Source organism: Janibacter sp. UYMM211 (assembly GCF_040547045.1).
In the GTDB taxonomy this organism is placed as follows: Bacteria; Actinomycetota; Actinomycetes; order Actinomycetales; family Dermatophilaceae; genus Marihabitans; species Marihabitans melonis.
Map to the genome: position 1 here is coordinate 168,076 of NZ_JBEPOY010000002.1, position 25,407 is coordinate 193,482.

Here is a 25,407-nt window from a genome sequence, read left to right on the forward strand (position 1 = left end):
GGCCGTCGTGCGGGCGGTGCGTCGAGCACACTAGCCCCGCTCGGCAAGGATCGCGCCCAGGAGCGCGACCGCAGCATCCTTGTCCAGGGGCTCGTTGCCGTTGCCGCACTTGGGCGACTGCACGCACCGCGGGCAGCCCCGCTCGCAGGGGCAGTCACGCACCAGCTCGAGGGTGGTACGCCACCACGTCGGCGCCATGTCGTGCGCCCGGTGCGCGAAGCCCGCGCCGCCGGGGTACCCGTCGTAGACGAGCACCGTCGGCAGCCCCGTGTCGGGGTGGACGTCGGTCGAGACCCCGCCGATGTCCCACCGGTCGCACGTCGCGAGCAGGGGCAGGGTCGCGATGGCGGCGTGCTCCGCCGCGTGGGCGGCACCGGGCACGTCGGCCTCGTCGACCCCGGCCTCGGCGAGCAGGTCGGGCGTCATCGTCCACCACACGCCACGTGTCGTGAGGACCTGCTCGGGCAGCTCGAGCTGGTGGGTGCCGATGATCTCGCCGCCGGGGAGCCGCCGCACGAAGGAGGTGACCTGGCGGCGCACCCGCACGACCCCGCGGCACAGCCGCATACGGCCGAAGGTCGCCGAGGACTCCTCGCGGACGATGTCGAAGGAGGATCGGGACTGCGCCGTCGTCGACCACCCCGGGTCGCCCCGCACCACGGTGGCGGTCGAGCCGTCGAGGTCGAGATCGGTGACGACGTAGGTCTGCCCTTGGTGCACGTGCACCGCGCCGGTGTGCACGGAGGTGTGCGCGGCGGCTGCGTCCACCGTGCCGACGACCCGGCCCGTGCGCCCCTCGACGACGCTGACGACCGGGCCGGCACCGCGCAGCGAGAGGTGGTCGCCCGGGCGGTCCTCCCGGGCCCAGAACCAGCCCGCGGGTCGGCGACGCAGCACCTTGCGGGCGGTGAGCACCTCGAGCACCCCCGCGAGGCCGGGCCCGAACCACCGCTCGTCCTCGAGGGTGACCGGCACCTCGGCCGCGGCCGCGGCCACGTGCGGCGCGAGCACGTGGACGTTGCCCGGGTCCATGACGATCGCCTCGACCGGGTCGCCGAAGACGTACTCGGGGTGCTGGAGCACCCAGCTGTCCAGGGGGTCGTCGGCGGCGACCGAGACGACGAGCGCGTCGCGCCCGGCGCCGCCCCCGTCGCGTCCTGCTCGTCCGGCCTGCTGCCACCACGAGGCCCGGCGCCCCGGCCAGCCGGCGACGACGACGGCGTCGAGGCCGGTGATGTCGACGCCGAGCTCGAGCGCGTTCGTCGCGGCGACCGCCATGAGGTCGCGCGAGCGCATCCGCTGCTCGAGCTCGCGGCGCTCCTCCGGCAGGTACCCGCCGCGGTAGGCCGCCACCCGCCCGGCGAGATCGGGACGGGCGAGCTCGAGACGGTCGCTGACCTGCGCGGCGAGCGACTCCACGCCGGCCCGCGAGCGGGCGAAGGCGAGGGTCTGAACGTCGTCGCCGACGAGGGCCGCGACGACGTCGGCCGCCTCCGCGGTGAGCGAGCGGCGCGACCCGTCGGCCTGCTCCGGCGGCTCCCACAGGACGCAGGTGCGGCCGGCGCGCGGGGAGCCGTCGTGGGTCACGGCGACGACCTCGCGACCGACGAGGGCGTGCGCGTGCCGGGCGGGCTCGGCGACGGTCGCCGAGGCGAGGACGACGCTCGGGTGCGCCCCGTAGCGCTCGGCCACGCGCAGCAGGCGCCGCAGGACGAGCGAGACATGGGTGCCGAAGACCCCGCGGTAGGCGTGGCACTCGTCGACGACGACGTAGGACAGGGACCGGAAGAAGGGCGCCCACCCGCGGTGCCCGGGCAGCATCGAGTGGTGCACGAGGTCGGGGTTGGTGAGCACGATCTGGGCGTGCTCCCTGATCCAGCGCCGCTCGTCGGTCGGGGTGTCGCCGTCGTAGGTCGCCGCCCGCACACCGGGCACCGCCATCGCCTCGACCCGGGCCAGCTGGTCGGCGGCGAGCGCCTTCGTCGGCGCGAGGTAGAGGGTCGTCCCCCCGCGGATCGAGTGCCGCCCGCTCGGCGGTCCCTCGATCGCGGCGGTGAGCGCCGGCAGCAGGTAGCCGAGCGACTTGCCCGAGGCCGTGCCCGTCGAGACGACGACGTCGTGACCGGCGTGCGCGAGCTGGGCGACCTGCTCCTGGTGCGACCACAGCTGCTCGACCCCGGCGCCCGCGAGCGCCCCGCGCACGGCCGGCGCGACCCACCCCGGCATCGGTGCGTGCTGGGCCGCCCGGGCCGGCAGGTGCTCCGCATGGCGGACCCGTCCCGGCAGCCGGCTCTCCAGGGCGCGCAGACGCCCGTCCTCCCGGGCCGCGCCGGCGTCGGCGGGACCGGGCGCGGTCCCCCTTCGCCCTGGACAGGGGCCGCCCGTCTGCGCTCTGGGCTCGGTGCTGCCGCTCACGGTGGTCTACGGTAAGCGCGGACGAGCAGGGCGGGACCGACACCCCGCGCGACCTGCGGAGACGTCCGTACGTGAGGCGCCCGCCCGGGCGCCCTGGCCAGGAGGCGGTACCAGTGGCTCTGACGATCAGCACCAGCAACAGCAATGGAGCGGTCGTCGTGCACTGCACCGGCGAGATCGACGTGTCCACGGCGTCCCAGCTGCGCGACGCGGTCCAGCAGGTCATCCTCGGCGGCAGCCGCAGCGTCGCCATCGACATGACCGGCGTGAGCTTCATGGACTCGACCGGTCTCGGCGTCGTCGTCGGCCGGCTGAAGACCCTGCGCCGCGAGGGCGGCACGCTGACCATCGCCGCGACCGCCGAGCGGGTGCGCCGAGTCTTCGAGATCACCGGTCTCGACAAGGTCTTCGTGCTCTACCGCGACCCCGCCGACGCGGCTCGCGCCGCCGCCGAGACGACGGGGTGACCTCGGAGTAGGGTGACGGCCACTCGCCCACCTCAGCCGGTGGGCGCTCGTGCGCGCGAACCATCGAGGAGGATGGGATGGCGGTCTACCCCTACGCCGTAGCAGCTGACACGCTCGACCTGTCGAGCGGCAACCTCTACCTGACCGCCGGCGTCGCCCTCATCGGCGTCGTGTGCATCGCGATGGGGCTGGTCTTCCGCTCCCAGGTGCTCTCCGCCGACCCCGGCACCGAGCGGATGCGCGAGATCGGCGCCGCCGTCGAGGAGGGCGCCCACGCCTACCTGCGCCGGCAGTTCCGCACCCTCGGCGTCTTCGTCGTCATCGTCTTCGTGCTCCTCCTCGCCCTGCCCGCGGACTCCGCGGGGGTGCGCTGGGGCCGCTCCGGCTTCTTCCTCCTCGGCGCCGGCTTCTCCGCCGCGATCGGCTACCTCGGGATGTCCCTGGCGGTGAAGGCCAACGTCCGCGTCGCCGAGGCCGCCCGGACATCCGGGCGCGACGAGGGCATGCGGATCGCCTTCCGCACCGGCGGCGTCGTCGGCATGTTCACCGTCGGGCTCGGCCTGCTCGGCGCGGCCGTCGTCGTCATGGCCTACCAGGGCGACGCCCCGAAGGTCCTCGAGGGCTTCGGCTTCGGCGCCGCGCTCCTCGCGATGTTCATGCGCGTCGGTGGCGGCATCTTCACCAAGGCCGCCGACGTCGGCGCCGACCTCGTCGGCAAGGTCGAGGCCGGCATCCCCGAGGACGACCCGCGCAACGCCGCGACGATCGCCGACAACGTGGGCGACAACGTCGGCGACTGCGCGGGCATGGCCGCGGATCTCTTCGAGTCCTACGCCGTCATGCTCGTCGCCGCCCTCATCCTCGGCTCGGCGGCCTTCGGCGAGAGCGGGCTCGTCTTCCCGCTGCTCATCCCCGCCGTCGGCGCCCTCACCGCGCTGCTCGGCGTCTTCATCACCAGGGCGGCACCCGGGGGCGACGCCCTCGCGGCGATCAACCGCAGCTTCTACATCACCGCCGCGATCTCCGCCGTGCTCACCGCGGTCGTCGCCTTCGTCTACCTGCCGAGCAGCTACGCCGAGCTCGGGAGCCGCAACCAGGACATCGCCGCGATGTCCGGAGACCCCCGGCTCGCCGCGCTCCTCGCGGTGCTCCTCGGCATCGTCCTGGCCGCCGTCATCCTGTGGCTCACCGGCTACTACACCGGCACCGACAAGCGTCCGACGAAGGACGTCGCCCGTACGACGCTCACCGGCGCCGCGACGGTCGTCCTGTCCGGCATCGGGCTCGGCCTCGAGTCGGCGGTCTACAAGGTCACCACGATGGCCATCGCCATCTACCTCGTCTTCCTCCTCGGCGGCGGGTCGGTGACGCTCTCGCTCTTCTTCATCGCGCTCGCCGGCTGCGGCATCCTCACGACGGTCGGCGTGATCGTCGCGATGGACACCTTCGGCCCGGTCTCGGACAACGCCCAGGGCATCGCGGAGATGTCGGGGGACGTCGACGCGGAGGGCGCCCAGGTGCTCACCGAGCTCGACGCCGTCGGCAACACGACGAAGGCGATCACCAAGGGCATCGCCATCGCCACCGCGGTCTTCGCCGCCACGGCTCTCTTCGGGTCCTACACCGACGCCTGGAGCGCACAGCTGGAGACCACCGCGACCGCGCTCGGCGACGAGATCTCCCAGGGGTCCATCGACGCCGGCGCCATCCCCGGCATCCAGCAGAGCATCGACGACTTCAACGTCAGTGCCGCCTCCGAGATCGTCAGCCCCCACACGCTCGTCGGGCTGCTCCTCGGCGCGGCGGTCGTCTTCCTCTTCTCCGGCCTGGCCATCAACGCGGTGACCCGCGCCGCCGGTGCCATCGTCTTCGAGGTGCGCCGTCAGTTCCGCGAGCACCCCGGCATCATGGCGGGCACGGAGAAGCCCGAGTACGCGCGGGTCGTCGACATCTGCACCAAGGACTCGCTGCGCGAGCTCGCGACCCCCGGCCTGCTCGCCGCCCTCACCCCCGTCGTCGTCGGCTTCGGCCTGGGCATCGGGGCGCTCGCCGGCTTCCTCGCCGGCGCCATCGCGTGCGGCGCGCTCATGGCGGTCTTCCTCGCCAACTCCGGCGGGGCGTGGGACAACGCGAAGAAGATCGTCGAGGACGGGCACCACGGCGGCAAGGGCTCCGACGCCCACGCAGCCGCCGTCATCGGCGACACCGTCGGCGACCCCTTCAAGGACACCGCCGGACCGGCGATCAACCCCCTCATCAAGGTGATGAACCTCGTCTCGGTGCTCATCGCCCCCGCGATCGTCGTGCTCACCGTGCGCGAGGAGCCGATGACGTGGGCGCGCCTGCTCATCGCCGGGGTCGCGCTGGCGATCATCGTCGTCGCGCTGATGATCACCAAGCGGCGCGACCTGGCCATCGCCGGCGACGACGCCCCGGACGACGACGGCCGCGAGGTCTACGCCGCTCCCACCCAGGCCTGAGCGGGTCCCCCCTTCGCCCGGTCCCGCGGCGAAGGGGGAGCGCCCGCCCCGCCCGTAGGCTGGGTCGTCGTGACGTCCGCCGCGCCGATGACCCCCGACCACCCCGCGCCCGCCCTCGACCCCGAGCTGCTCGGCCGGCTGCGCGCCGACCTCGACCAGGCGGGCGTCGACGTCGACGCCCTCGAGGAGCTGCTCGGGCCGGTCGCCTCCGGCGCGCTGCACCGCGAGGACCCGCTGCCCGCCCGGTGGCGGCTGCGCGAGGTCGACGGCTCGCTCGCGACCTTCGTGCGCCTCTTCACCCTCGGCGACCCGGTCGACCCCGCCGAGGTCGACGAGCTGCTGCCGACCCTCACCGCCGCCGGTCTCGTCGAGCTCGGTCTGGCCCGGGAGGACGGGACCTCGCTGCGCTCGACCGCCGAGGTGCGCCCCTACGGCGACGAGAGCCGCACCTGGTACGTCCTGTCCGACCACGGCGAGACCGCGCTGGGGACCTCGCTGCCCGTCGACCACGTCCTCGGCATCGGTGGTGCGTCGACGACCCTGGCCGCGTGGACCCCTCGGCCGGAGGTGCGTCGTGCCCTCGACCTCGGCACCGGGTGCGGGGTGCAGTCGCTCCACCTGTCGACCCACGTGGGCGAGGTCGTCGCGACCGACCTGTCGCAGCGGGCCCTCGGGTACGCCGCGGTCAACGCCGCGCTCGCCGGGCTCGACCTCGACCTGCGGGCGGGCTCGATGCTCGAGCCGGTGGCGGGGGAGCGCTTCGACCTCGTCGTGAGCAACCCGCCCTTCGTCATCACCCCCCGACGTGCCGACGTGCCGCTCTACGAGTACCGCGACGGCGGGGCGGTCGGCGACGAGGTCGTCGCCTCGCTGGTGCGCGACCTCGGCGCGCACCTCGAGCCGGGGGGCCTGGCCCAGCTGCTCGGCAACTGGGAGGTGCGCGAGGGGCAGGACTGGCGCGACGTCGTCGGTGGCTGGCTCGACGCCGCAGAGGCGGCCGGACACCCCGTCGACGCCTGGGTCGTCCAGCGCGAGGAGCAGGACCCCGCCGAGTACGCCGCGACGTGGTCGCGCGACGGCGGGCAGCGTGCGGGCACGCCCGAGCACGAAGGGATGAGCCTGGCCTGGCTCGAGGACTTCGCGGCCCGGGGGGTCGAGCGGGTCGGCTTCGGCGTCATCACCCTCCAGCGGCCGGTGGGGGAGCGCCCGACCTTCCGCGACCTCGTCGACCACCGCGGACCCGTCGCGACGCCCATGGGTGCGTCGGTGCTCGCCGGGATGCGGGCCCGGACCTGGCTCGCCGAGCACGACGACGCCGCCGTCCTCGACGTCGCGTGGAGCCGCCCGCCCGATGTCACCGAGGAGCGGCACACCCGGCCGGGCGAGGCGGACCCGACGGTCATCGTCCTGCGCCAGGGCGGCGGTCTGGGGCGGGTCATGCAGCTGAGCACGGTGACAGCGGCGCTCGTGTCGGTGTGCGACGGCGAGCTCACCGCCGGGGTCGCCGCGGGGGCGATCGCCGGGCTGCTCGACCTCGACCCCGACGCGGTGCGCGCGGAGGTCGTGCCCTTCGTGCGCGAGGCGGTGGCGGACGGGCTGCTCGTGCGCTGACCGCCGTGGGCTCGACCCTTGTGAGTGAGCACTCACTCATCTACCGTCGACCGGGTGACCCCCCGTGCCCCCGCGATGAGCCCTGACGACCGGCGGGCGGCCATCGTCGACGTCGCCATCCCCCTGCTGCGCGAGCACGGCCCGGGTCTGACGACCCGGCAGGTCGCCGAGGCCGCCGGCATCGCCGAGGGCACGCTCTTCCGCGCCTTCGGCAGCAAGGACGAGCTCGTCCAGGCCTGCGCGACAGCCGTGCTCGACCCGGCGGCCGCGGTCGCCGAGCTCGGCGAGGTCGACCCGTCGCTGCCGCTCGACGACCGGCTCGTCGCCGGCGTGGCCGTCGTGCAGCGCCACGTCGAGCAGGTCGTCGCGCTCATCTCCGTCCTCCACCACGCCGGTGTCGTGCCGCCGGTGGACAAGGCCCGGCACCGCGGGCCGGGCGACCCGGCGCTCGACGCGGCCTTCACCGCCCTCGTCGGCGACGACGCCCGCGCCCTGCGCAAGCCCGTCGACGAGGTCGTCGGGCTGCTCCAGCTGCTCGCGCTGTCGAGCGTCCACCCGCTGATGTCGGCCCGGCGCCTCGACGCGGCCGAGATCGTCGACGTCGTCCTCGACGGCACCCGGAGGTCCTCGTGACGCTCGTCCGCCTCGTGCGCACCCACCTGCGGCCCTACGCCGCCGTGCTCGTGCTCCTCCTCGGCCTGCAGCTCGCCGGCACCCTCGCCTCGCTCTACCTGCCGAGCCTCAACGGCAGGATCATCGACGAGGGCGTCGCCGTCGGCGACACCGGCTTCATCCTCGCCGCCGGCACGGCGATGCTCGTCGTCTCGCTCGTCCAGGTCGTCGCGACGATCGGGGCCACCCGCATCGGCGCGCAGACCGCGGCCTCGCTCGGGCGCGACGTGCGGGCCTCGGTCTTCGACCGGGTCGGCGCCTTCTCCGCCCAGGAGCTCTCGCGCTTCGGGGCGCCGACGCTCATCAGCCGCAGCACCAACGACGTCACCCAGGTGCAGCAGGTCGTCTACATGGCGCTGGCGATGATGGTCACGGCACCGCTGACGATGGTCGGCGGCATCATCATGGCGCTGCGCGAGGACGCCGGGCTGTCCTGGCTCGTCGCGGTCGCCGTGCCGGCGCTCGCCGTGGCCATCGGCGTCATCATCGCGAGGATGATCCCGCACTTCCAGGCGATGCAGCGGGCGGTCGACTCGGTCAACCGCATCCTGCGCGAGCAGATCACCGGCGTGCGGGTCGTGCGGGCCTTCGTGCGCGAGGACGTCGAGCGCGATCGCTTCGCCCGGGCCAACGAGACGTACACGGGCACGGCGCTCGCGGTCGGGCGGCTCATGGCGCTCGCCTTCCCCCTCGTCATGGTGATCTTCAACGCCTCGACGGTCGCCGTCATCTGGTTCGGCGCCATGCGGGTCGACAGCGGTCAGATGCAGGTCGGGGCGCTCACCGCCTTCATGGCCTACCTCATCCAGATCCTCATGTCGGTGATGATGGCGACCTTCATGGCGATGATGGTGCCGCGCGCCGCGGTCTCGGCCGGGCGCATCACCGAGGTCCTCGAGACCGAGCCCACGGTGCGCGCCCCGGACGAGCCGGTGGCGCTGCCCGCCGGGCCGGTCGGGGTCGAGCTGCGCGGCGTGAGCTTCGCCTACCCGGGGGCGCAGGAGCCCGTGCTGCGCGAGATCAGCGTCGTCGCCCGACCCGGCACGACGACCGCGGTCGTCGGCTCGACCGGCGCCGGCAAGACGACCCTCGTCGGCCTGGTGCCCCGGCTGCACGACGTCACCGGGGGCCAGGTGCTCGTCGGCGGGGTCGACGTGCGCGACGCCGACCCCGAGGACCTGTGGAGCCGGCTCGGCCTCGTGCCCCAGCGCCCCTACCTCTTCACCGGCACCGTGGCGAGCAACCTGCGGCACGGCGACCCCGACGCCACCGACGACGACCTGTGGCAGGCGCTGCGCGTCGCCCAGGCGGAGGACTTCGTCCGGGCGCTGCCCGAGGGCCTCGACGCCCCGATCGCCCAGGGCGGCACGAACGTCAGCGGCGGCCAGCGCCAGCGCCTGGCCATCGCCCGCGCGCTCGTGCGCCGCCCGTCGGTCTACCTCTTCGACGACTCCTTCTCGGCCCTCGACGTCGCGACCGACGCCCGCCTGCGCGCGGCCCTTCGCCCGGTCACCCGGGAGGCGACCGTCCTCGTCGTCGCGCAGCGCGTGTCGAGCATCGTCGACGCCGACTCGATCGTCGTCCTCGACGCAGGGGTCGTCGTCGGGCAGGGCACGCACGACGAGCTGCTCGCGTCGTGCCCGACGTACGTCGAGATCGTCTCGAGCCAGCAGGCGACGCAGGAGGCAGCATGAGCGAGCTCGGCACCGCGGAGGAGCGGGCGGCCAAGGAGCGGCGCGGACCGGGGTCGGCCCACCGCGGCGGCCCCCCGCACGCCGCGATCGGCGTCCCGACCGACACCTCGCAGGACTTCGTCGCGGGCGCCCGGAGGATCCTGGGGCTGCTGCGTCCCGAGCGGCTCGTCGTGTGGACCACCGTCCTCCTCGCCGTGGGCAGCGTCGTGCTCAACGCGATCGGGCCGAAGGTCCTCGGCCGCGCGACCGACCTCGTCTTCGCCGGGTCCTTCGGGCGGCAGATCCCGGCCGGGGTCAGCCAGGAGCAGGCCGTCGAGCAGCTCCGGGCCCGTGGCGAGGACCGCGTCGCCGACGTGCTCGCCGCGATGGACCACGTCTTGCCCGGGCAGGGCGTCGACACGGGAGCGCTCGGCCGGGTGCTGCTCGGCGTCCTCGCGATCTACGTCGTCGCGGCCGCGCTCCAGCTCGTCCAGGGCCGGCTGCTCACCGGGGCGGTCAACCGCACCATCTACCGGCTGCGCGAGGACGTCGAGGACAAGCTGCACCGGCTGCCGCTGCCGTACTTCGACGGCCAGCCCCGCGGCGAGCTGCTGAGCCGGGTGACCAACGACATCGACAACGTCGCGCAGAGCCTGCAGCAGACCCTCAGCCAGCTGCTCACCTCGCTCCTCACCGTCGTCGCCGTCGTGTCGATGATGCTGTGGATCTCGCCGCTGCTCGCGCTCATCGCGCTCGTGACGATCCCGGTGACGATGCTCGTCACCGCCGCCATCGGCAAGCGCAGCCAGCGGCACTTCGTCCAGCAGTGGAAGAGCACGGGCGAGGTCAACGCCGTCGTCGAGGAGACCTTCACCGGGCACGAGCTCGTCAAGGTCTTCGGTCGTCAGGAGCAGTCGGCACGCGACTTCGCCGTGAAGAACGACGAGCTGCACCACGCGAGCTTCCGGGCCTCCTTCATCAGCGGCGTCATCATGCCGACGATGATGTTCATCGGGAACCTCAACTACGTCGCGATCGCCGTCGTCGGCGGGCTGCGGGTGGCCAGCGGCACGATGAGCCTGGGCGACGTGCAGGCCTTCATCCAGTACTCGCGCCAGTTCACCCAGCCGCTCACCCAGGTCGCCTCGATGGCCAACCTCATGCAGAGCGGGGTCGCGTCCGCCGAGCGCGTCTTCGCGGTGCTCGACGCGCCCGAGCAGGAGCCCGAGGCGCGGACGCCGACGAGCATCGAGGACCCGCACGGCCGGGTCGCCTTCGAGGACGTGTCCTTCTCCTACACCCCGGGCACCCCGCTCATCGAGCACCTCGACCTCGTCGTCGAGCCGGGGCAGACCGTCGCCATCGTCGGCCCCACGGGCGCGGGCAAGACGACCCTCGTCAACCTCGTCCTGCGCTTCTACGAGCTCGACGGCGGGCGGATCACCCTCGACGGCGTCGACATCACCGAGCTGACGCGCACGGGCCTGCGCAGCCGGATCGGGATGGTGCTCCAGGACACCTGGCTCTTCGCCGGGACCATCCGCGAGAACATCGCCTACGGGCGCCCGGGGGCGAGCGACGAGGAGGTCCTCGAGGCGGCCCGGGCCACCTTCGTCGACCGCTTCGTGCACGCGCTGCCCGACGGCTACGACACGGTCCTCGACGCCGAGGCCGGCAACCTCAGCGCGGGGGAGCGTCAGCTCGTCACCATCGCGCGGGCCTTCCTCGCCCAGCCCTCGCTGCTCATCCTCGACGAGGCGACGAGCTCGGTCGACACGCGCACCGAGCTGCTCGTGCAGCAGGCGATGGCCGCCTTGCGCAGCGACCGGACGAGCTTCGTCATCGCCCACCGGCTCTCGACGATCCGCGACGCGGACCTCATCCTCGTCATGGAGGAGGGACGCATCGTCGAGCAGGGCTCGCACGCCGAGCTGCTCGCCGCCGACGGCGCCTTCGCCGCGCTGTACGCGGCGCAGTTCTCCGGGGCGGTCGACCCGGACGCAGCAGTGGGCGCCGGCTCCGCGGTGTGACCCGCGGTGCCGACGCCCACCGGTCGGTCACATGCCGAGCGTGATCTTCCAGGCGTCGTCGACCTTGATGAGCTTGACGTCGCTGTCCTTGCCGTCGTAGGTCGTCTTGACCGTCGCGCTGTTGCCGTCCTCGGAGACGGTGGCGTCGCCGATGTCGAGCTTGTCGGGGTCGGCGACGAGCTCCTCGCCGCCGCCGCCCTCCTCGACCGACTTCTTCATCGTCTCGGCGCAGCCGCCCTCGCCGGCCGACTCGACGGTCTTGACGAACTCGGGGTCGAGCATCTCGCAGACCTTCGCGTAGTCCTTGTCCGCCGCGGCGTTCGCGAACTCCTCGACCGCGTCCTCCGGGCCGTCGCTGCTGCCGCAGGCGCTGAGGCCGAGGGCGAGCACGGCACCGAGGCCGGCGGTCATCATCGTCTTGGTCATCGCTGTCATACCCCTGTCTCGTCACCGACCACGGCGGCCGGTCTGCGGCGAGGATAGCCACGATCCGGCCCGCGGTAACTGGGGAGGACTCCCCGGTCGCCGGGGCCGGGACATGGGCGTAGGTTGCCAGGGCCGTCCCCCCGGGGACGCGACCTGGAAGGAGACCCATGACGCCGCCACTGACGTCACTGCCGGCGCTCATGCCGCCGGCTGCAGACACCCTCATCGACGCGAACGCCGTCGACTACCTGCTCGTCGCCCTGTACTTCGCCTTCGTCCTCGGCGTCGGCATCATGGCCCGTCGCTCGGTGAGCGACTCCGTCGACTTCTTCCTCTCCGGCCGCTCGCTGCCGGCCTGGGTCACCGGCCTGGCCTTCATCTCGGCCAACCTCGGTGCCGTCGAGATCATGGGCATGTCGGCCAACGGCGCCGAGATCGGCATGCCTACCTTCCATTACTTCTGGGTCGGCGCGGTCCCCGCCATGCTCTTCCTCGGCGTGGTGATGATGCCCTTCTACTACGGCTCGAAGGTCCGATCGGTCCCCGAGTTCATGTACCGCCGCTTCGGCACCGGTGCGCACGTCGTCAACGCCTTCTCCTTCGCGCTGGCCCAGCTGCTCATCGCGGGCGTCAACCTCTACCTGCTCGGCTCGATCGTCCAGGCCCTGCTCGGCTGGCCGCTGTGGGTGGCGCTCATCGTCGCGGCCGCGATCGTCCTGTCCTACATCACCCTCGGCGGGCTGTCGGCGGCGATCTACAACGAGGTCCTTCAGTTCTTCGTCATCGTCGCCGCGCTGCTGCCGCTGACCCTCATCGGTCTGCACCGCGTCGGCGGCTGGGGCGGGCTCAACGACAAGATCACGGCGGCCGCGCAGAACGCGCCGTCCGACGCCGGTGTCGCCTCCGCGAGCCAGCAGCTCGACTCGTGGCCCGGCCAGGCGCTGTCCGGCTTCGACTCGCCGATCCTGTCGGTCATCGGCATCGTCTTCGGCCTGGGCTTCGTGCTCTCCTTCGGCTACTGGACGACGAACTTCGTCGAGGTGCAGCGCGCGCTCGCCTCGGACTCGATCTCCTCGGCCCGCAAGACGCCGATCATCGGCGCCTTCCCGAAGATGTTCATCCCCTTCATCGTCATCATCCCGGGCATGGTCTCGGCGGTGCTCGTCACCGAGATGATCGACCTCAAGAACGGCGGCACTCCCACCGGTGGGGCGAGCGGCGACGTCAAGTACAACGACGCGCTCCTGCTCCTCATGCGCGACGTGCTGCCCAACGGTCTGCTCGGCCTGGCGATCGCGGGTCTGCTCGCGGCCTTCATGGCCGGCATGGCGGCCAACATCTCGGCCTTCAACACCGTCTTCAGCTACGACATCTGGGAGCGCTACGTCCGCAAGGACCGCAGCGACGACTACTACCTGCGGATCGGCCGTCTGGCCACCGTCGCGGCGACGATCATCGCGATCTTCACGGCGTCCATCGCGGGTGGCTTCTCCAACATCATGGACTACCTGCAGACGCTCTTCGGGTTCTTCAACGCACCGCTCTTCGCGACCTTCATCCTCGGCATGTTCTGGAAGCGGATGACCCCGACGGCCGGCTGGACCGGTCTCGTCGCGGGCACCCTCTCGGCCGTCACGCTGTGGGTCTGCGGCAACCCCGACATGCTCGCGCTCTTCGAGCTGCCGGGGCAGGGCCTGGCCTTCGCCGCCGCGAGCACCGCCTTCGTCGTCGACATCGTCGTCAGCGTCGCGGTGACGATGGTGACCAAGCCCAAGCCCGCCAGCGAGCTCAAGGGCCTGGTCTACTCGGAGACGCCGAAGGAGGACCTCGTCGACCCGCACGAGGCCGGTCGTCCCTTCTACCAGCGCACCGTCCCGCTCGCCGGGATCGCGCTGGTCATCGTCGTCGTCCTCAACTTCGCCTTCTAAGGAGCGCTGACCGTCATGGCAGACACCGCAGGCCGCAAGACCGCCGGCGCCTTCGACATCCGGACCTTCATCGGCTCCCTGCTCGGGCTGTACGGCCTCATCCTCACCCTCATGGGGATCTTCGGGGACAAGGAGCTCGAGAAGACGGGTGGCATCAACGCCAACCTCTGGACCGGGCTCGCCCTCCTCGTGATCGGCATCGCCTTCATCACCTGGGCGCGGCTGCGCCCGATCGTCGTGCCGGAGCACGTCGAGCCGGCCGGGGACGACCCGACCCGGCCCGCGCCGCGGCGCAAGCAGCGCGGCCACTAGCCGGCCGCCGGACCGGCAGCGCGAAGGGGGACCCCGGACGGGGTCCCCCTTCGTCATGCCCGCGGCGGCTCAGCTGAAGGTGAAGGACCGCTTGCTCAGGCCGTACCAGAAGCCGTCGACCGTGCTCTCGACGTCCGTCGCGCCGGAGGCGTGCGCCGCGCCGAGGGCGAGGTAGAGCGGCGCCCAGTGCTCGGTGCGCGGGTGCGCCTCGTGGGCGGCGGGGGCGACGTCGAGCATGTTGACGAGGGCGTCGACGTCCTGCGCCTCGACCGCCTCCTGGGCCCAGTGGTCGAACTCGGCGGAGGCGGCCGGCGGGGGCGCGTCGGCGCCGGCCCGGGGGTTGAACCACCGCAGGTTGTGCGTCGTGAAGCCCGAGCCGACGACGAGCGTGCCCTGGTCGCGAAGGGGGGCGAGCGTGCGCCCGATCTCGAAGAGGGTCGCCGGGTCGAGGGTCGGCATCGACATCTGCAGCACGGGGACGTCCGCGTCGGGGTACATCTCCACGAGCGGCACGTACGCGCCGTGGTCGAGTCCGCGCGTCTCGTCGCGGCGCACCTGCAGGCCCCGGCCGCCGAGCAGGCCGGTCACCTCGTCGGCGAGAGCAGGGGCGAGCGGGGGCGCGTACTCGACCTCGTAGTAGTGCTGCGGGAAGCCGTAGAAGTCGTAGGTGAGCGGCACCTGGCGCTGGGTCGGGCTCACCGTCACCGGCACGTCCTCCCAGTGCGCCGAGATCATGAGGATGCTCGTCGGCTTCGTGAAGCTCGAGGACCAGTCGGCGAGCTGCTGGGTCCAGCGGGCGTCGTCGGCCAGGGGAGGGGCGCCGTGGCTGAGGTAGAGGACGGGAGCGGTCATGACGGCCAGGATAGTTGACCCATCAAGTTAAAGCAACAACCCTGTCCCGCGCCGTGACCTCGGCTGCGGGCCCGTCCCCGCCGTGGGCTACGGTTCGGATCGCGCACCCCGCCGAGAGCCGCGACGAATCCGCGGCACGGGGCGCGAGGCAAGGAGTCCCCCATGAGCGCCCCCAACCTCGTCATCGTCGAGTCGCCGGCCAAGGCCAAGACCATCGCCGGCTACCTCGGCCCCGACTACGTCGTCGAGGCCTCGGTCGGTCACATCCGCGACATCCCGCAGCCGCGCGAGCTGCCCGCCGACATGAAGAAGGGCCCCTTCGGCCGCTTCGGCGTCAACGTCGAGGACCGCTCCTTCGAGCCGTACTACGTCATCGACGCGGACAAGAAGAAGAAGGTCACCGAGCTCAAGCGTCTGCTCAAGGACGCCGAGACCCTCTACCTCGCCACGGACGAGGACCGCGAGGGCGAGGCCATCGCGTGGCACCTGCTCGAGGCGCTCAAGCCCAAGGTCCCCGTCAAGCGGATGGTCTTCCACGAGATCACCAAGGAGGCCATCCAGCGCGCGGTGCAGTCGACCCGCGACATCGACATGGACCTCGTCGACGCCCAGGAGGGGCGGCGCATCCTCGACCGTCTCTACGGCTTCGACATCAGCCCCGTGCTGTGGCGCAAGATCAAGCAGGGCCTGTCCGCCGGCCGCGTGCAGAGCGTCGCGACCCGCGTCGTCGTCGAGCGCGAGCGCGAGCGCATGGCCTTCCGCTCCGCGAGCTACTGGGACGTCACCGGCAGCTTCACCCCGACGAGCTCGCGCGAGGACTTCTCCGCGCGGCTCTCGGCCGTCGACGGCTCGCGCGTCGCGAGCGGTCGCGACTTCGCCGACGACGGCACGCTGCGCCGCAGCGACGTCGTCCACCTCGACGAGGCTGCCGCGACGGCCGTCGCTAGCGCGACGAGCGCCGCCAGCGCGAGCGTGGCCTCGGTGAGCGAGAAGCCGTACACCCGCCGCCCGTACGCCCCCTTCACCACCTCGACGCTGCAGCAGGAGGCCTCGCGCAAGCTGCGCCTGGGCAGCCGCGAGGCGATGCGCGTGGCCCAGCGGCTCTACGAGAACGGCTACATCACCTACATGCGCACCGACAGCACGAACCTGTCGCAGTCGGCCGTGAGCGCGGCCCGCGGCCAGGCGCGTGACATGTACGGCGCGGACTACGTGCCCGAGTCGCCCCGCGTCTACGGCAAGAAGGCCAAGGGCGCCCAGGAGGCGCACGAGGCGATCCGCCCCGCCGGCGACCGCTTCCGCACCCCGGCCCAGGTCCAGGGCGAGCTGCGCGGCGACGAGTTCCGCCTCTACGAGCTCATCTGGAAGCGCACCATCGCCTCGCAGATGGCCGACGCGAAGGGGTCGACCGCGACGATCAAGATCGTCACCGACATCACCGGCTGCCCCGCGGGCAGCAGCGCCGAGTACACGGCCTCCGGCACCGTCATCACCTTCAAGGGCTTCCTCGCCGCCTACGAGGAGGGTCGCGACGAGAGCCGCGGCGCCGCGGAGGACGAGGAGCGTCGTCTGCCGCGCCTGTCCGAGGGCGTCGCCCTCGACGTCCTCGACGCCGTCGCCGCCGGCCACGAGACCTCGCCGCCCCCGCGCTACACGGAGGCCAGCCTCGTCAAGCGGATGGAAGAGCTCGGCATCGGCCGGCCCTCGACGTACGCCGCGACGGTCGCGACGATCCAGGACCGCGGCTACGTGCGCAAGGTCGGCTCCGCGCTCGTCGCGACGTGGCTCGCCTTCGCCGTGACGCGTCTCATGGAGGTGCACTTCCCCCGTCTCGTCGACTACGACTTCACCGCCCGCATGGAGGAGGACCTCGACCAGATCGCGGCCGGGCAGGCCGACCGCGTCGCCTGGCTCGCCCGCTTCTACGACGGCGACGGCGACGCCGAGGGCCTGCGTCAGATGGTCGAGGACCTCGGCGAGATCGACGCGAAGGGGATCAGCACGATCGAGATCGGCGACGGCGTCGTCGTGCGCGTCGGTCGCTACGGCCCGTACGTCGAGGAGGTCGCGCCGCAGGGCGTCGACCCGAGCACCGGTGAGGTCGCCGAGGGCGCGAGCCTGCCCGACGGCGAGACGGACAAGCCCCGGCGCGCGAACGTCCCCGAGGACATCGCCCCCGACGAGATGACCCCGCAGAAGGGTCGCGAGCTGCTCGCCCAGTCCGCCGACGACGGTCGCGAGCTCGGCACGAACCCCGAGTCGGGTCGCGTCGTCGTCGCCAAGGCCGGTCGCTACGGCCCGTACGTCACCGAGGTCCTCACCGACGAGGAGGCCGAGCTCAAGGGCAAGGCGAAGGTCAAGCCGCGCACCGCCTCGCTCTTCGCCGACATGGACATCGCGACGATCGAGCTGCCGACCGCCCTTCGCCTGCTCTCCCTGCCGCGCGTCGTCGGCACGGTCACCGAGACGGTGACCGGTGACGACGGCTCGACCTCGGAGCAGCAGGTCGAGATCACCGCGCAGAACGGCCGCTACGGCCCGTACCTCAAGAAGGGGACGGACAGCCGTTCGTTGACGAGCGAGCAGCAGCTCTTCGACATCACGCTCGCGGAGGCCGAGGCGATCTACGCCCAGCCCAAGCAGCGTGGCCGGGCGGCCGCGAAGCCCCCGCTGCGCGAGTTCGCCGAGGACCCCGCGAGCGGCAAGAAGGTCGTCGTCAAGGAGGGCCGTTTCGGCCCGTACGTCACCGACGGCGAGACGAACGCGACGCTGCGCCGCGACGACGAGCCGGAGACGATCACCCAGGAGCGCGCCTTCGAGCTGCTCGCGGAGAAGCGGGCGAAGGGCCCGACGACCCGCAAGAAGTCGGCGGCCAAGAAGACGACAGCCAAGAAGGCGACGACGAAGAAGGCGGCGACGAAGAAGGCGGCCGCGAAGAAGACGTCGACCCGCACGAAGGCGACCGCGAAGAAGGCGTGATGCTCGCTACGGGCGGGGGGCGAGCCGGCTACCGGCCGGTAAGGTCGGCCGGGTCGTCGACTCGAAGGTGAACCGATGAACCCCCTGACCGTTGTCAGCACGATGGCCCGGCGCGGCATGCTCGCCCCGGGGCCGCCCCACCAGCAGGTGAGCCAGCTCGCGGCGCTGCGGCGCTGGGGCTTCGGGCTCGCCGGCGAGCTGCGCCAGGCCGCCGCGCGCAGCCCGAAGGTCGTCGCGGTCGTCGACGAGGGTCGTGGGGCGGTGACCTACGCCGAGCTGCTCGCCCGCTCCGAGCGCGTCGCCGCGGTGCTGCTCGACCGCGGCTACGGGCCCGGCGACCGGCTGCTCCTCCTGGCGCGCAACCACGTCGGCGCGATCGAGGTCATGTGCGCGACCGCCGCCATCGGGGTCGACGTCGTCCTCGGCAACACCGGCCTGCCCCCGCAGCAGCTCGCGCTCGTCGCCGGCCAGCAGGACGTGCGGGGGGTGGTGCACGACGACGACCTCGCCGAGTGCGTCACCGGGCTCGGCGCCGAGGTCGAGCGGATCGGCGAGTCCGAGCTCGAGGCGCTCGTCGAGCGCACGCCGCAGCCGGGCCCCCTCCGTCCGCCGGCGCGCGGCGGTCGCACGATCATCCTCACCTCGGGCACGACCGGGACGCCGAAGGGGGCGGCCCGCAAGACCCCGGGTGGCTTCGGCCCGCTCATCTCGATCATCGAGCGCATCCCGCTGCGGGCGCGCGACCGCATCCTCGTCTCCGCCCCGCTCTTCCACACGTGGGGCTACGCCGCGATGCAGCTCTCCGTCGCGATGCGGGCGACGATCGTCCTCCAGCGCCGCTTCGACCCGCAGGCGGCCCGCGCCGCCCTCGAGGAGCACGACATCGACGCGATGTTCGCCGTGCCGGTGATGCTCCAGCGGATGATGGAGCTGCCGCCCGACCCCGGCGCTCGCGAGCGTCGGCGGCTGCGGGTCGTCGCGACGTCGGGGTCTGCGTACCCCAGCGGCTTCACGACGACCTTCATGGACGAGTACGGCGACGTCCTCTACAACCTCTACGGGTCGACCGAGGCGTCGTGGGTGTGCATCGCGACCCCGCAGGACCTGCGCCGCGACCCCGACACGGCCGGCACCCCGCCGCTGGGCACCCGGGTCCTCGTCCTCGACGACGACGGCCGCGAGGTGGCGCCGGGGGAGACGGGGCGGATCTTCGCCGGCAACGAGCTCGTCTTCGACGGCTACACCGACGGCCGCACCAAGGAGCGCCTCCACGGCCTCGTCTCCACCGGTGACATGGGCTCGGTGCGCGACGGGCTCTACTTCGTCGCCGGGCGAGACGACGACATGATCGTCAGCGGCGGCGAGAACGTCTACCCCAGCGAGGTCGAGTCGCTCCTCGTCCAGCACCCGGCGGTGCGCGAGGTCGCGGTCGTCGGGGTGCCCGACCCCGATTTCGGGCAGCGCCTGGCCGCCTTCGTCGCCGTGCGGCCCGGGCACTCGATCGACGCCGACGAGGTCAGGGCCATGGTGCGCGCCGAGCGGGCCCGCCACTGCGTGCCGCGCGACGTCGTGCTCGTCGACGAGCTGCCGCGCAACGCCACCGGCAAGGTCCTGGCGCGCGAGCTGCGCGAGCGCCTCGCCTGAGCCACGTGCGCGAAGGGGGCCGTCCGCGACGGCCCCCTTCGTCATGCCCCGCTCGGGCGAGCGGTCAGAGCCACTGCCCGAAGGCGAGGGGCTCGCGGGTGAAGCGGTAGGTCGCCCACGTGAGGTGGCTGACGCCGCCCGACGCGTCGCGGTGGACGTGCAGGCGCTCGCCGCGCTCACGGCCCGAGACGGTCCGGTAGGAGTCCTCGCCGGCCGGCTCGAAGACCGAGGGCGGGGTGCCCTTCGGCGCACCCACGGCCTGCGCCTCGAGCGCCCCCTCGCGGACAGAGAGGACGAAGCCGCTGCCCTCGGAGAACCAGTGGCCGAGGAGCGGGAGGAGCTGCTCGGGCACGCTCGTGCCGGGCACCCACGCCTTCGGAGCCACCGGCTCGAGCTCGATGGCCCGGGTGCCCATGCCGATCGCGGCGACCGAGGGAGAGACCGGTGCGGTGTTGTTCATGAGGACGACGCCGGTCGTCGCGCTCTCGCGCTCGGTGAAGACCCCGGTGACCGAGCCCGGCCACCCGCCCGTGTGACCGACCCACGTGCGCCCCTCGTGGCGCTGGAGGATCCAGCCCAGGCCCCACGCGAGGGTCCAGCCGCGGGGGTCGGCCATCGTCTGCGGCTGGCACATCTCCTCCATCGTGTCGGGGGAGAGCACCTCCTCGACGGGGTCGGCGACGAAGCCGCCCCAGCGGGCCAGGTCGGCGGCCGTCGAGCGCAGGCCACCGGCGGGGTCGAGGGCCTTCGCGTCGAAGTCGGGCTCGGGCAGCGGCACGTCGGTGAAGGGCGGCACGTAGTACCCCTTCGCCCGGCGGCCGCTGCCGCGCGTGGAGGTGCGACGCATCTCGAGGGGGTCGAGGATGCGGCGCTGGATCGCCTCGTGCCACTCGCAGCCGTCGAGCCGGGCGACGATCTCGCCGAGCAGCGAGTAGCCGAGGTTCGAGTAGTGCCAGCGGTCGTGCGGGCGACCGACGCGCTCGGCCTGGCTCCAGCCCGCGACGAGCTCGTCGCGCTCCGGCATGACCATCGTGTCGAAGACGCCGCCGACGGGCTCGCGCTGCATCCCCGAGGTGTGCGAGAGGAGCTGGCGGATCGTCACCCGTTCGTGGGTGCTGCCGGGCACGTGCTCGTCGACCGTGTCGTCGAGGTCGAGCCGGCCCTCGTCGCGCAGCGCCATGACGGCGACCGCGGTGAAGGTCTTGCTGTTGCTCGCCACGGGGTACTGCGTGTCCTCGTCGGGCGTCGCGTCGGGCTGCTCGAGGTCGGTCGTGCCGATGCCGCGGAACCACTGCAGCTGCCCGGCGCGCGCCACCCCGGCGGCCAGCCCGGGTACGCGCCCGTCGCGCTGGGCGTCGTGGGCGAGCAGGTCGAGCGAGCGGGCGGTGGTGTCGGCGAAGGGCATGGCGCCACGGTATCCGTGGGCCGTCGGCCCCGTGGCCTAGGCTCGGCCGGGTGAGCGACCCCACCCGACCTGGCCTCTTCATCGCCTTCGAAGGGGGAGACGGGGCCGGCAAGTCGACGCAGGTCGGGCTGCTCGCCGAGGCGCTGCGCGCCGCCGGCCGCGAGGTCGTGACGACCCGCCAGCCCGGGGGCACGGCGCTCGGCTCCCAGCTGCGCGACCTCGTGCTCCACGGCTCGGCCATGGCCGCCCGTGCCGAGGCGCTGATCTTCGCCGCCGACAAGGCCCAGCACGTCGCCGAGGTGGTCCGTCCGGCCCTCGAGCGGGGCGAGGTCGTCGTCACCGACCGCTACACCGACTCCTCCGTCGCCTACCAGGGGGCCGGGCGCGAGCTGCGCCACGACGAGGTCCACGCCGTGCAGATGTGGGCCGTCGGCGACCTCATGCCCGATCTCACCGTCGTCGTCGACGTCACCGCCGAGCAGGGCCGGGCGCGACGCGGCGAGGTGCACGACCGGCTCGAGTCCGAGGGCGACGCCTTCCACGAGGCGGTGCGCGCGCACTTCCTCGCCATCGCGCAGGGGGAGCCCGAGCGCTACGTCGTCGTCGACGGCGGGCAGGACCCGCAGGACGTCCACGGCGAGGTGCTCGCCGCGCTCGAGCAGCGCGGGCTGGCCGACGGGCTGGTGACGGCGTGAGCGTGACGACCGGGGCTGCGCCCGGGGTGTGGCGCGACGTCGTCGGGCAGGAGCCGGCGCTCGAGGTCCTGCGCCGGGCCGTCTCCGACGACGCGGCGATGACGCACGCCTGGCTCTTCACCGGGCCGCCCGGGTCGGGGCGATCCGTCGCCGCCCGAGCATTCGCCGGGGCGCTCATGTGCGCCGCGGGCGGGTGCGGGGAGTGCCGCGAGTGCCGCACGGCGCTCGACGGCACCCACGCCGACGTCGACGTGCTCGCCACCGAGGCGTTGTCGATCGGTGTCGCCCAGGCCCGTGAGCTCGTCCAGCTCGCCGGCCGCTCGCCGTCGGTCGGGCGCTGGCGGGTCATCCTCGTCGAGGACGCCGACCGGCTCACCGAGCAGTCCGGCAACGCCCTGCTCAAGGCGCTCGAGGAGCCAACGCCGCGCACCGTGTGGCTGCTGTGCGCACCGGCGACCGACGACGTGCTCGTCACCGTGCGCTCGCGCGCCCGGCACGTCCGTCTGCGCACCCCGTCGGTCGAGGACGTCGCCGACCTGCTCGTGCGCCGCGACGGCGTCGAGCGCCAGGCCGCGGTCCACGCGGCCCGAGCCGCCCAGAGCCACATCGGCATGGCTCGCCGGCTCGCGACCGACGAGGGCACCCGGACCCGCCGGTACGACACGATCTCGCTGACGACCCGGATCCGCGGGGTCGCCGACGCCGTCTCGGCGGCCGCCGACCTCGTGCGCATCGCCGAGGAGGAGCGCGACAAGGTGCTCGTCGACCGGCACGCCGAGGAGAAGGCCAAGCTGCTCGCCACCCTGGGCGCCGAGGCGGGGGCGCGCACCCAGCCCCCGCACGTCCGCTCGCAGATCTCCGGTCTGGAGAAGTCGCAGAAGACGCGAGCCACCCGCTTCACCCGCGACATGATCGACCGCTCGCTCACCGACCTCCTCTCGGTCTACCGCGACGCGCTCGTCCTGCGCACCGGCGAGGCCGTCGCGCTCGTCAACGAGGACTCGCGCGAGGTCGTCGAGGACGTCGCGCGCGCGCTGAGCGCCGAGCGGCTCCTCCTCGCGATGGACGCGATCGGTGTCGCCCGCCGGCGGATCGAGGCCAACGTCGCGCCCCTGCTCGCGCTCGAGTCCATGGCGATCGACCTCACGCTGCCTTAGGTAGCGTGCTCGCATGAGCCGCCCCCTCCCCGCCCGTCTCGTCGCCACGGGCGCCGCGTCCGCGCTGCTCCTGTCGGGCTGCTCCTTCCTGCCCGGCCAGGACGAGCCCACGGCGGCGGACCCGAGCGCGACCGTGCCGCCGCAGGGGCAGGAGGCCCTCGCCCGCTACTACGAGCAGGACCTGTCGTGGGGCGACTGCGAGGGCGGCGCCGAGGGGGAGTGCTCCGAGCTCGAGGTGCCCGTCGACTACGAGGACCCCGAGGGCGAGACGCTGAAGATCGCGGTGCTCAAGGTGGCGGCGAAGCGCAAGAAGCAGGGCAGCCTCGTCGTCAACCCGGGCGGTCCCGGCGGGTCGGGCACCGAGTACGCCAGCTATGCCGACTACGTCGTGAGCGGCGACGTGCGCGACCGCTTCGACGTCGTCGGCTTCGACCCGCGTGGCGTGGGGCGCTCGGCACCGGTCGACTGCCTCGACGACGGCGCGCTCGACGACTTCCTCGGTCAGGACCCGACGCCCGACGACGCCGCCGAGGAGCAGGCTCTCGTCGACACGGGGAAGGCCATGGGCCAGGGCTGCGAGCAGAAGTCCGGGACCGTGGCCCCGCACGTGTCGACACCTGAGGCGGCTCGTGACATGGACGTGCTGCGGGCCGCGCTCGGCGAGAGCCAGCTGACCTACCTCGGCAAGTCGTACGGCACCTACCTCGGCGCGACCTACGCCGAGCTCTTCCCCGAGAAGGTCGGCCGCTTCGTCCTCGACGGCGTCGTGGCCCCCGACCTCACGACGGCGGAGATGAACATCGGTCAGGCGAAGGGCTTCGACACCGCGACGCGGGCGTGGGCCCGCTCGTGCGCCGAGGACGACTGCGCCCTCGGCAGCACCGAGGACGAGGTGATCGAGACGATGCAGGGCATCCTCGACGACCTCGACGAGTCACCGATCCCCGGTGCCGGTGACCTCGAGCTCACCGAGGGCTGGGCCAGCCTCGGCATCGCCCAGGCGATGTACGACCAGGGCGCGTGGAGCACGCTGACCGACGCGCTCGTCGCGGTGCAGGGGGGCGACGGCAAGGACCTCATGCAGCTCGCCTTCCAGTACGCCGACCGCAACCCCGACGGGCAGTACGCCGGCAACATCATGGAGGTCATCTACGCGGTCAACTGCCTCGACCACCCCGAGCCCGAGGGTGACGAGCGCGAGCAGATGATCGAGCAGGCGAAAAAGGACGCCCCGATCTGGGGAGAGGTCATCGCCGGCGGGTCCGGCCCGTGCGCGAGCTGGCCCTACGAGCCCGTCGTCGAGCCGCACACGATCTCGGCGAAGGGGGCCGCCCCGATCCTCGTCATCGGCACGACTCGTGACCCGGCGACGCCCTACGCGTGGGCGCAGCGGCTCCACGACCAGCTCGACGAGAGCCGTCTCGTCACCCACGAGGGCGACGGGCACACCGCGTACATGCGGCAGAACTCGTGCGTGGACTCGGCCGTCGACGACTTCTGGCTCACGGGCGAGCTCCCTGAGCAGGACATCACCTGCTCCTGATTTCGCGCGGCCGGGGGCCGTCCGTATACTCGCACTCGCGTCCTGGCGATCCCATGGCGCACCCGCCGCCTTAGCTCAGTCGGCTAGAGCGATTCACTCGTAATGAATAGGTCGTCGGTTCGACTCCGACAGGCGGCTCCACGCAGGACAGCACGACGAAGGCCCCCGGCTCCGGCCGGGGGCCTTCGTGCTGCCCGGGGTCGTACAAAACCCTGCTGGCTGCCCTTCGTCGTGCCAGGTGCCTTTCGAAGGGGTCCTGGCACATCAAGAGGCAGCCAGCAGGGTTTTGTCAGTCTGGGTGTCCGGTCGGGGTGGGGTCGTCGTCACGTCTGCGCCGGCGGGGCGGGGCCGGTCTCGACGAGGTGGACGCTCACCCCTTCGGCGCGGACCTGGGCGAGCGCCGCGCCGTCGGCGTCCGTCGTCGTCACGAGGTCGGTGAGGTCGGCGATCTCGCCGAAGCGGAAGGTCGAGCTCCGCGAGAGCTTGTCGGGGGTGATGACGAGGACCCGGCGCGCGCCCGCGGCCAGGCAGGCCCGCTTGACCTCGGCGTCCTCGTACGTCGTCGAGGTCAGCCCGAAGCCCGGGCGCGCGGAGCACGTGCCGATGATCGAGAGGTCGACGTGCGTGTCCTCGAGGGCGCGCACCGCGGGGTGGCCGGTGAAGGCGAGCGTGTCGTTCTCGACCGGCCCGCCGGGCACGACGACGGAGGCGCCGGGCAGCGTCGCCATCGCCGCGGCCGCGTGCAGCGACAGGGCCAGCGCCGTGACAGGGCGCCCGGCGAGGTGCGTCGCGACGGCGTAGCAGGTCGTTCCGTTGTCGAGCACGAGGGACGAGCCGTCCTCGACGAGGGATGCAGCCGCGGCGGCCAGGGCGGCCTTGCGGTCGCGGTCGGCGTCGAGCCGGACGGCGAAGGGCATGGGCGTACCCCGTGCGTGCGCCCGGGTGACCCCGCCCCGCACGCGCCGCACCGCGTCCTGCGCGGCGAGCTGGGCGAGGTCGCGGCGGACGGTGATCGCGGACGCGCCGGTCAGCTCGCACAGGGCCTCGACCGAGACGGTCGCACCGGACTCGACGGCTCGGATGATCATCCGGTGTCGTTGTGATCGTTGCACGCGATC

The 25,407-nt window shown here is 72.8% G+C and carries 18 protein-coding genes and 1 tRNA gene; 14 read left to right on the forward strand and 5 right to left on the reverse strand.

Annotated elements, in window-relative coordinates:
- Positions 1–30 precede the first annotated feature (30 nt).
- Positions 31–2,307: a DEAD/DEAH box helicase gene (locus ABIB53_RS05930; protein WP_502914630.1), complete on the reverse strand. Its 2,277-nt coding sequence runs from the start codon at positions 2,305–2,307 to the stop codon at positions 31–33.
- Between the two features lie 221 nt (positions 2,308–2,528).
- Between ABIB53_RS05930 and ABIB53_RS05935 the strand changes: the two genes are divergently transcribed.
- The 6 genes from ABIB53_RS05935 to ABIB53_RS05960 all read left to right on the forward strand — a co-directional run bounded on the left by ABIB53_RS05935 (position 2,529) and on the right by ABIB53_RS05960 (position 11,348).
- Positions 2,529–2,882, forward strand: coding sequence for an STAS domain-containing protein (locus ABIB53_RS05935; RefSeq protein ID WP_068272960.1), 354 nt, complete (start codon positions 2,529–2,531; stop codon positions 2,880–2,882).
- A 77-nt stretch (positions 2,883–2,959) separates the two neighbouring features.
- A complete protein-coding gene (locus tag ABIB53_RS05940) occupies positions 2,960–5,362 on the forward strand; it encodes a sodium-translocating pyrophosphatase (RefSeq protein WP_354587502.1) in 2,403 nt (800 codons plus the stop codon).
- 69 nt (positions 5,363–5,431) lie between these two features.
- Positions 5,432–6,973, forward strand: coding sequence for a DUF7059 domain-containing protein (locus ABIB53_RS05945; RefSeq protein ID WP_354587503.1), 1,542 nt, complete (start codon positions 5,432–5,434; stop codon positions 6,971–6,973).
- Positions 6,974–7,027: 54 nt separating this feature from the next.
- Complete coding sequence (locus tag ABIB53_RS05950; RefSeq protein WP_083968504.1) at positions 7,028–7,606, forward strand: TetR/AcrR family transcriptional regulator; 579 nt, start codon at positions 7,028–7,030, stop codon at positions 7,604–7,606.
- The gene (locus tag ABIB53_RS05955) at positions 7,603–9,339 is read left to right on the forward strand and encodes an ABC transporter ATP-binding protein (protein WP_354587504.1); all 1,737 of its coding nucleotides are present in this window, start codon (positions 7,603–7,605) and stop codon (positions 9,337–9,339) included. Before ABIB53_RS05950 ends, ABIB53_RS05955 begins: the two co-directional genes overlap by 4 nt.
- Positions 9,336–11,348, forward strand: a complete 2,013-nt coding sequence (locus ABIB53_RS05960; protein WP_354587505.1) for an ABC transporter ATP-binding protein — start codon at positions 9,336–9,338, stop codon at positions 11,346–11,348. The genes ABIB53_RS05955 and ABIB53_RS05960 overlap by 4 nt, the downstream gene beginning before the upstream one ends.
- A gap of 27 nt (positions 11,349–11,375) precedes the next feature.
- On the opposite strand, the gene ABIB53_RS05965 is transcribed toward ABIB53_RS05960, so the two are convergent.
- A complete protein-coding gene (locus tag ABIB53_RS05965; protein ID WP_201465468.1) occupies positions 11,376–11,783 on the reverse strand; it encodes a DUF4878 domain-containing protein in 408 nt (135 codons plus the stop codon).
- Positions 11,784–11,941: 158 nt separating this feature from the next.
- Here ABIB53_RS05965 and ABIB53_RS05970 point away from each other — a divergent pair, with 158 nt between their 5' ends.
- Both ABIB53_RS05970 and ABIB53_RS05975 read left to right on the forward strand, forming a co-directional pair.
- Entirely contained in the window at positions 11,942–13,702 is a 1,761-nt protein-coding gene (locus ABIB53_RS05970) for a sodium:solute symporter family protein (protein ID WP_354587506.1), read from the forward strand.
- A 15-nt stretch (positions 13,703–13,717) separates the two neighbouring features.
- Positions 13,718–14,014: a hypothetical protein gene (locus ABIB53_RS05975; RefSeq protein WP_123091330.1), complete on the forward strand. Its 297-nt coding sequence runs from the start codon at positions 13,718–13,720 to the stop codon at positions 14,012–14,014.
- Positions 14,015–14,083: 69 nt separating this feature from the next.
- Here ABIB53_RS05975 and ABIB53_RS05980 read toward each other — a convergent pair whose 3' ends face one another.
- Entirely contained in the window at positions 14,084–14,866 is a 783-nt protein-coding gene (locus tag ABIB53_RS05980) for a dioxygenase family protein (protein ID WP_201465474.1), read from the reverse strand.
- 162 nt (positions 14,867–15,028) lie between these two features.
- Between ABIB53_RS05980 and topA the strand changes: the two genes are divergently transcribed.
- Both topA and ABIB53_RS05990 read left to right on the forward strand, forming a co-directional pair.
- Positions 15,029–17,845 (forward strand): type I DNA topoisomerase, encoded by a 2,817-nt coding sequence (gene topA / locus ABIB53_RS05985; protein WP_354587508.1) that lies wholly within the window; start codon positions 15,029–15,031, stop codon positions 17,843–17,845.
- Positions 17,846–17,920: 75 nt separating this feature from the next.
- The gene (locus ABIB53_RS05990) at positions 17,921–19,489 is read left to right on the forward strand and encodes an AMP-binding protein (RefSeq protein ID WP_354587509.1); all 1,569 of its coding nucleotides are present in this window, start codon (positions 17,921–17,923) and stop codon (positions 19,487–19,489) included.
- A 64-nt stretch (positions 19,490–19,553) separates the two neighbouring features.
- Here the strand turns inward: ABIB53_RS05990 and ABIB53_RS05995 are convergent, their stop codons facing one another.
- Positions 19,554–20,894, reverse strand: a complete 1,341-nt coding sequence (locus ABIB53_RS05995) for a serine hydrolase domain-containing protein (protein ID WP_354587510.1) — start codon at positions 20,892–20,894, stop codon at positions 19,554–19,556.
- Between the two features lie 50 nt (positions 20,895–20,944).
- On the opposite strand from ABIB53_RS05995, the gene tmk reads away from it, so the two are divergent.
- From tmk to ABIB53_RS06015, 4 genes are all read left to right on the forward strand, one after another.
- The gene (tmk, locus tag ABIB53_RS06000; RefSeq protein ID WP_354587511.1) at positions 20,945–21,589 is read left to right on the forward strand and encodes a dTMP kinase; all 645 of its coding nucleotides are present in this window, start codon (positions 20,945–20,947) and stop codon (positions 21,587–21,589) included.
- Positions 21,586–22,746, forward strand: coding sequence for a DNA polymerase III subunit delta' (locus tag ABIB53_RS06005; protein WP_354587512.1), 1,161 nt, complete (start codon positions 21,586–21,588; stop codon positions 22,744–22,746). Before tmk ends, ABIB53_RS06005 begins: the two co-directional genes overlap by 4 nt.
- A gap of 13 nt (positions 22,747–22,759) precedes the next feature.
- Positions 22,760–24,289, forward strand: a complete 1,530-nt coding sequence (locus tag ABIB53_RS06010) for an alpha/beta hydrolase (RefSeq protein WP_354587513.1) — start codon at positions 22,760–22,762, stop codon at positions 24,287–24,289.
- 64 nt (positions 24,290–24,353) lie between these two features.
- Positions 24,354–24,430, forward strand: a tRNA-Thr gene (locus ABIB53_RS06015).
- 182 nt (positions 24,431–24,612) lie between these two features.
- Here ABIB53_RS06015 and ABIB53_RS06020 read toward each other — a convergent pair.
- The gene (locus ABIB53_RS06020; protein WP_354587514.1) at positions 24,613–25,377 is read right to left on the reverse strand and encodes a DeoR/GlpR family DNA-binding transcription regulator; all 765 of its coding nucleotides are present in this window, start codon (positions 25,375–25,377) and stop codon (positions 24,613–24,615) included.
- Positions 25,378–25,407: the final 30 nt, after the last annotated feature.

Excerpts from the sequence above, each read along its gene's own strand:
- ABIB53_RS05940 (WP_354587502.1), top strand. The coding sequence starts at position 2,960 with ATGGCGGTCTACCCCTACGCCGTAGCAGCTGACACGCTCGACCTGTCG.
- ABIB53_RS05960 (WP_354587505.1), top strand. The coding sequence starts at position 9,336 with ATGAGCGAGCTCGGCACCGCGGAGGAGCGGGCGGCCAAGGAGCGGCGC.
- ABIB53_RS05965 (WP_201465468.1), bottom strand. The coding sequence starts at position 11,783 with ATGACAGCGATGACCAAGACGATGATGACCGCCGGCCTCGGTGCCGTG.
- ABIB53_RS05970 (WP_354587506.1), top strand. The coding sequence starts at position 11,942 with ATGACGCCGCCACTGACGTCACTGCCGGCGCTCATGCCGCCGGCTGCA.
- ABIB53_RS05975 (WP_123091330.1), top strand. The coding sequence starts at position 13,718 with ATGGCAGACACCGCAGGCCGCAAGACCGCCGGCGCCTTCGACATCCGG.
- ABIB53_RS05980 (WP_201465474.1), bottom strand. The coding sequence starts at position 14,866 with ATGACCGCTCCCGTCCTCTACCTCAGCCACGGCGCCCCTCCCCTGGCC.
- topA (WP_354587508.1), top strand. The coding sequence starts at position 15,029 with ATGAGCGCCCCCAACCTCGTCATCGTCGAGTCGCCGGCCAAGGCCAAG.
- ABIB53_RS05990 (WP_354587509.1), top strand. The coding sequence starts at position 17,921 with ATGAACCCCCTGACCGTTGTCAGCACGATGGCCCGGCGCGGCATGCTC.
- ABIB53_RS05995 (WP_354587510.1), bottom strand. The coding sequence starts at position 20,894 with ATGCCCTTCGCCGACACCACCGCCCGCTCGCTCGACCTGCTCGCCCAC.
- ABIB53_RS06010 (WP_354587513.1), top strand. The coding sequence starts at position 22,760 with ATGAGCCGCCCCCTCCCCGCCCGTCTCGTCGCCACGGGCGCCGCGTCC.
- ABIB53_RS06020 (WP_354587514.1), bottom strand. The coding sequence starts at position 25,377 with ATGATCATCCGAGCCGTCGAGTCCGGTGCGACCGTCTCGGTCGAGGCC.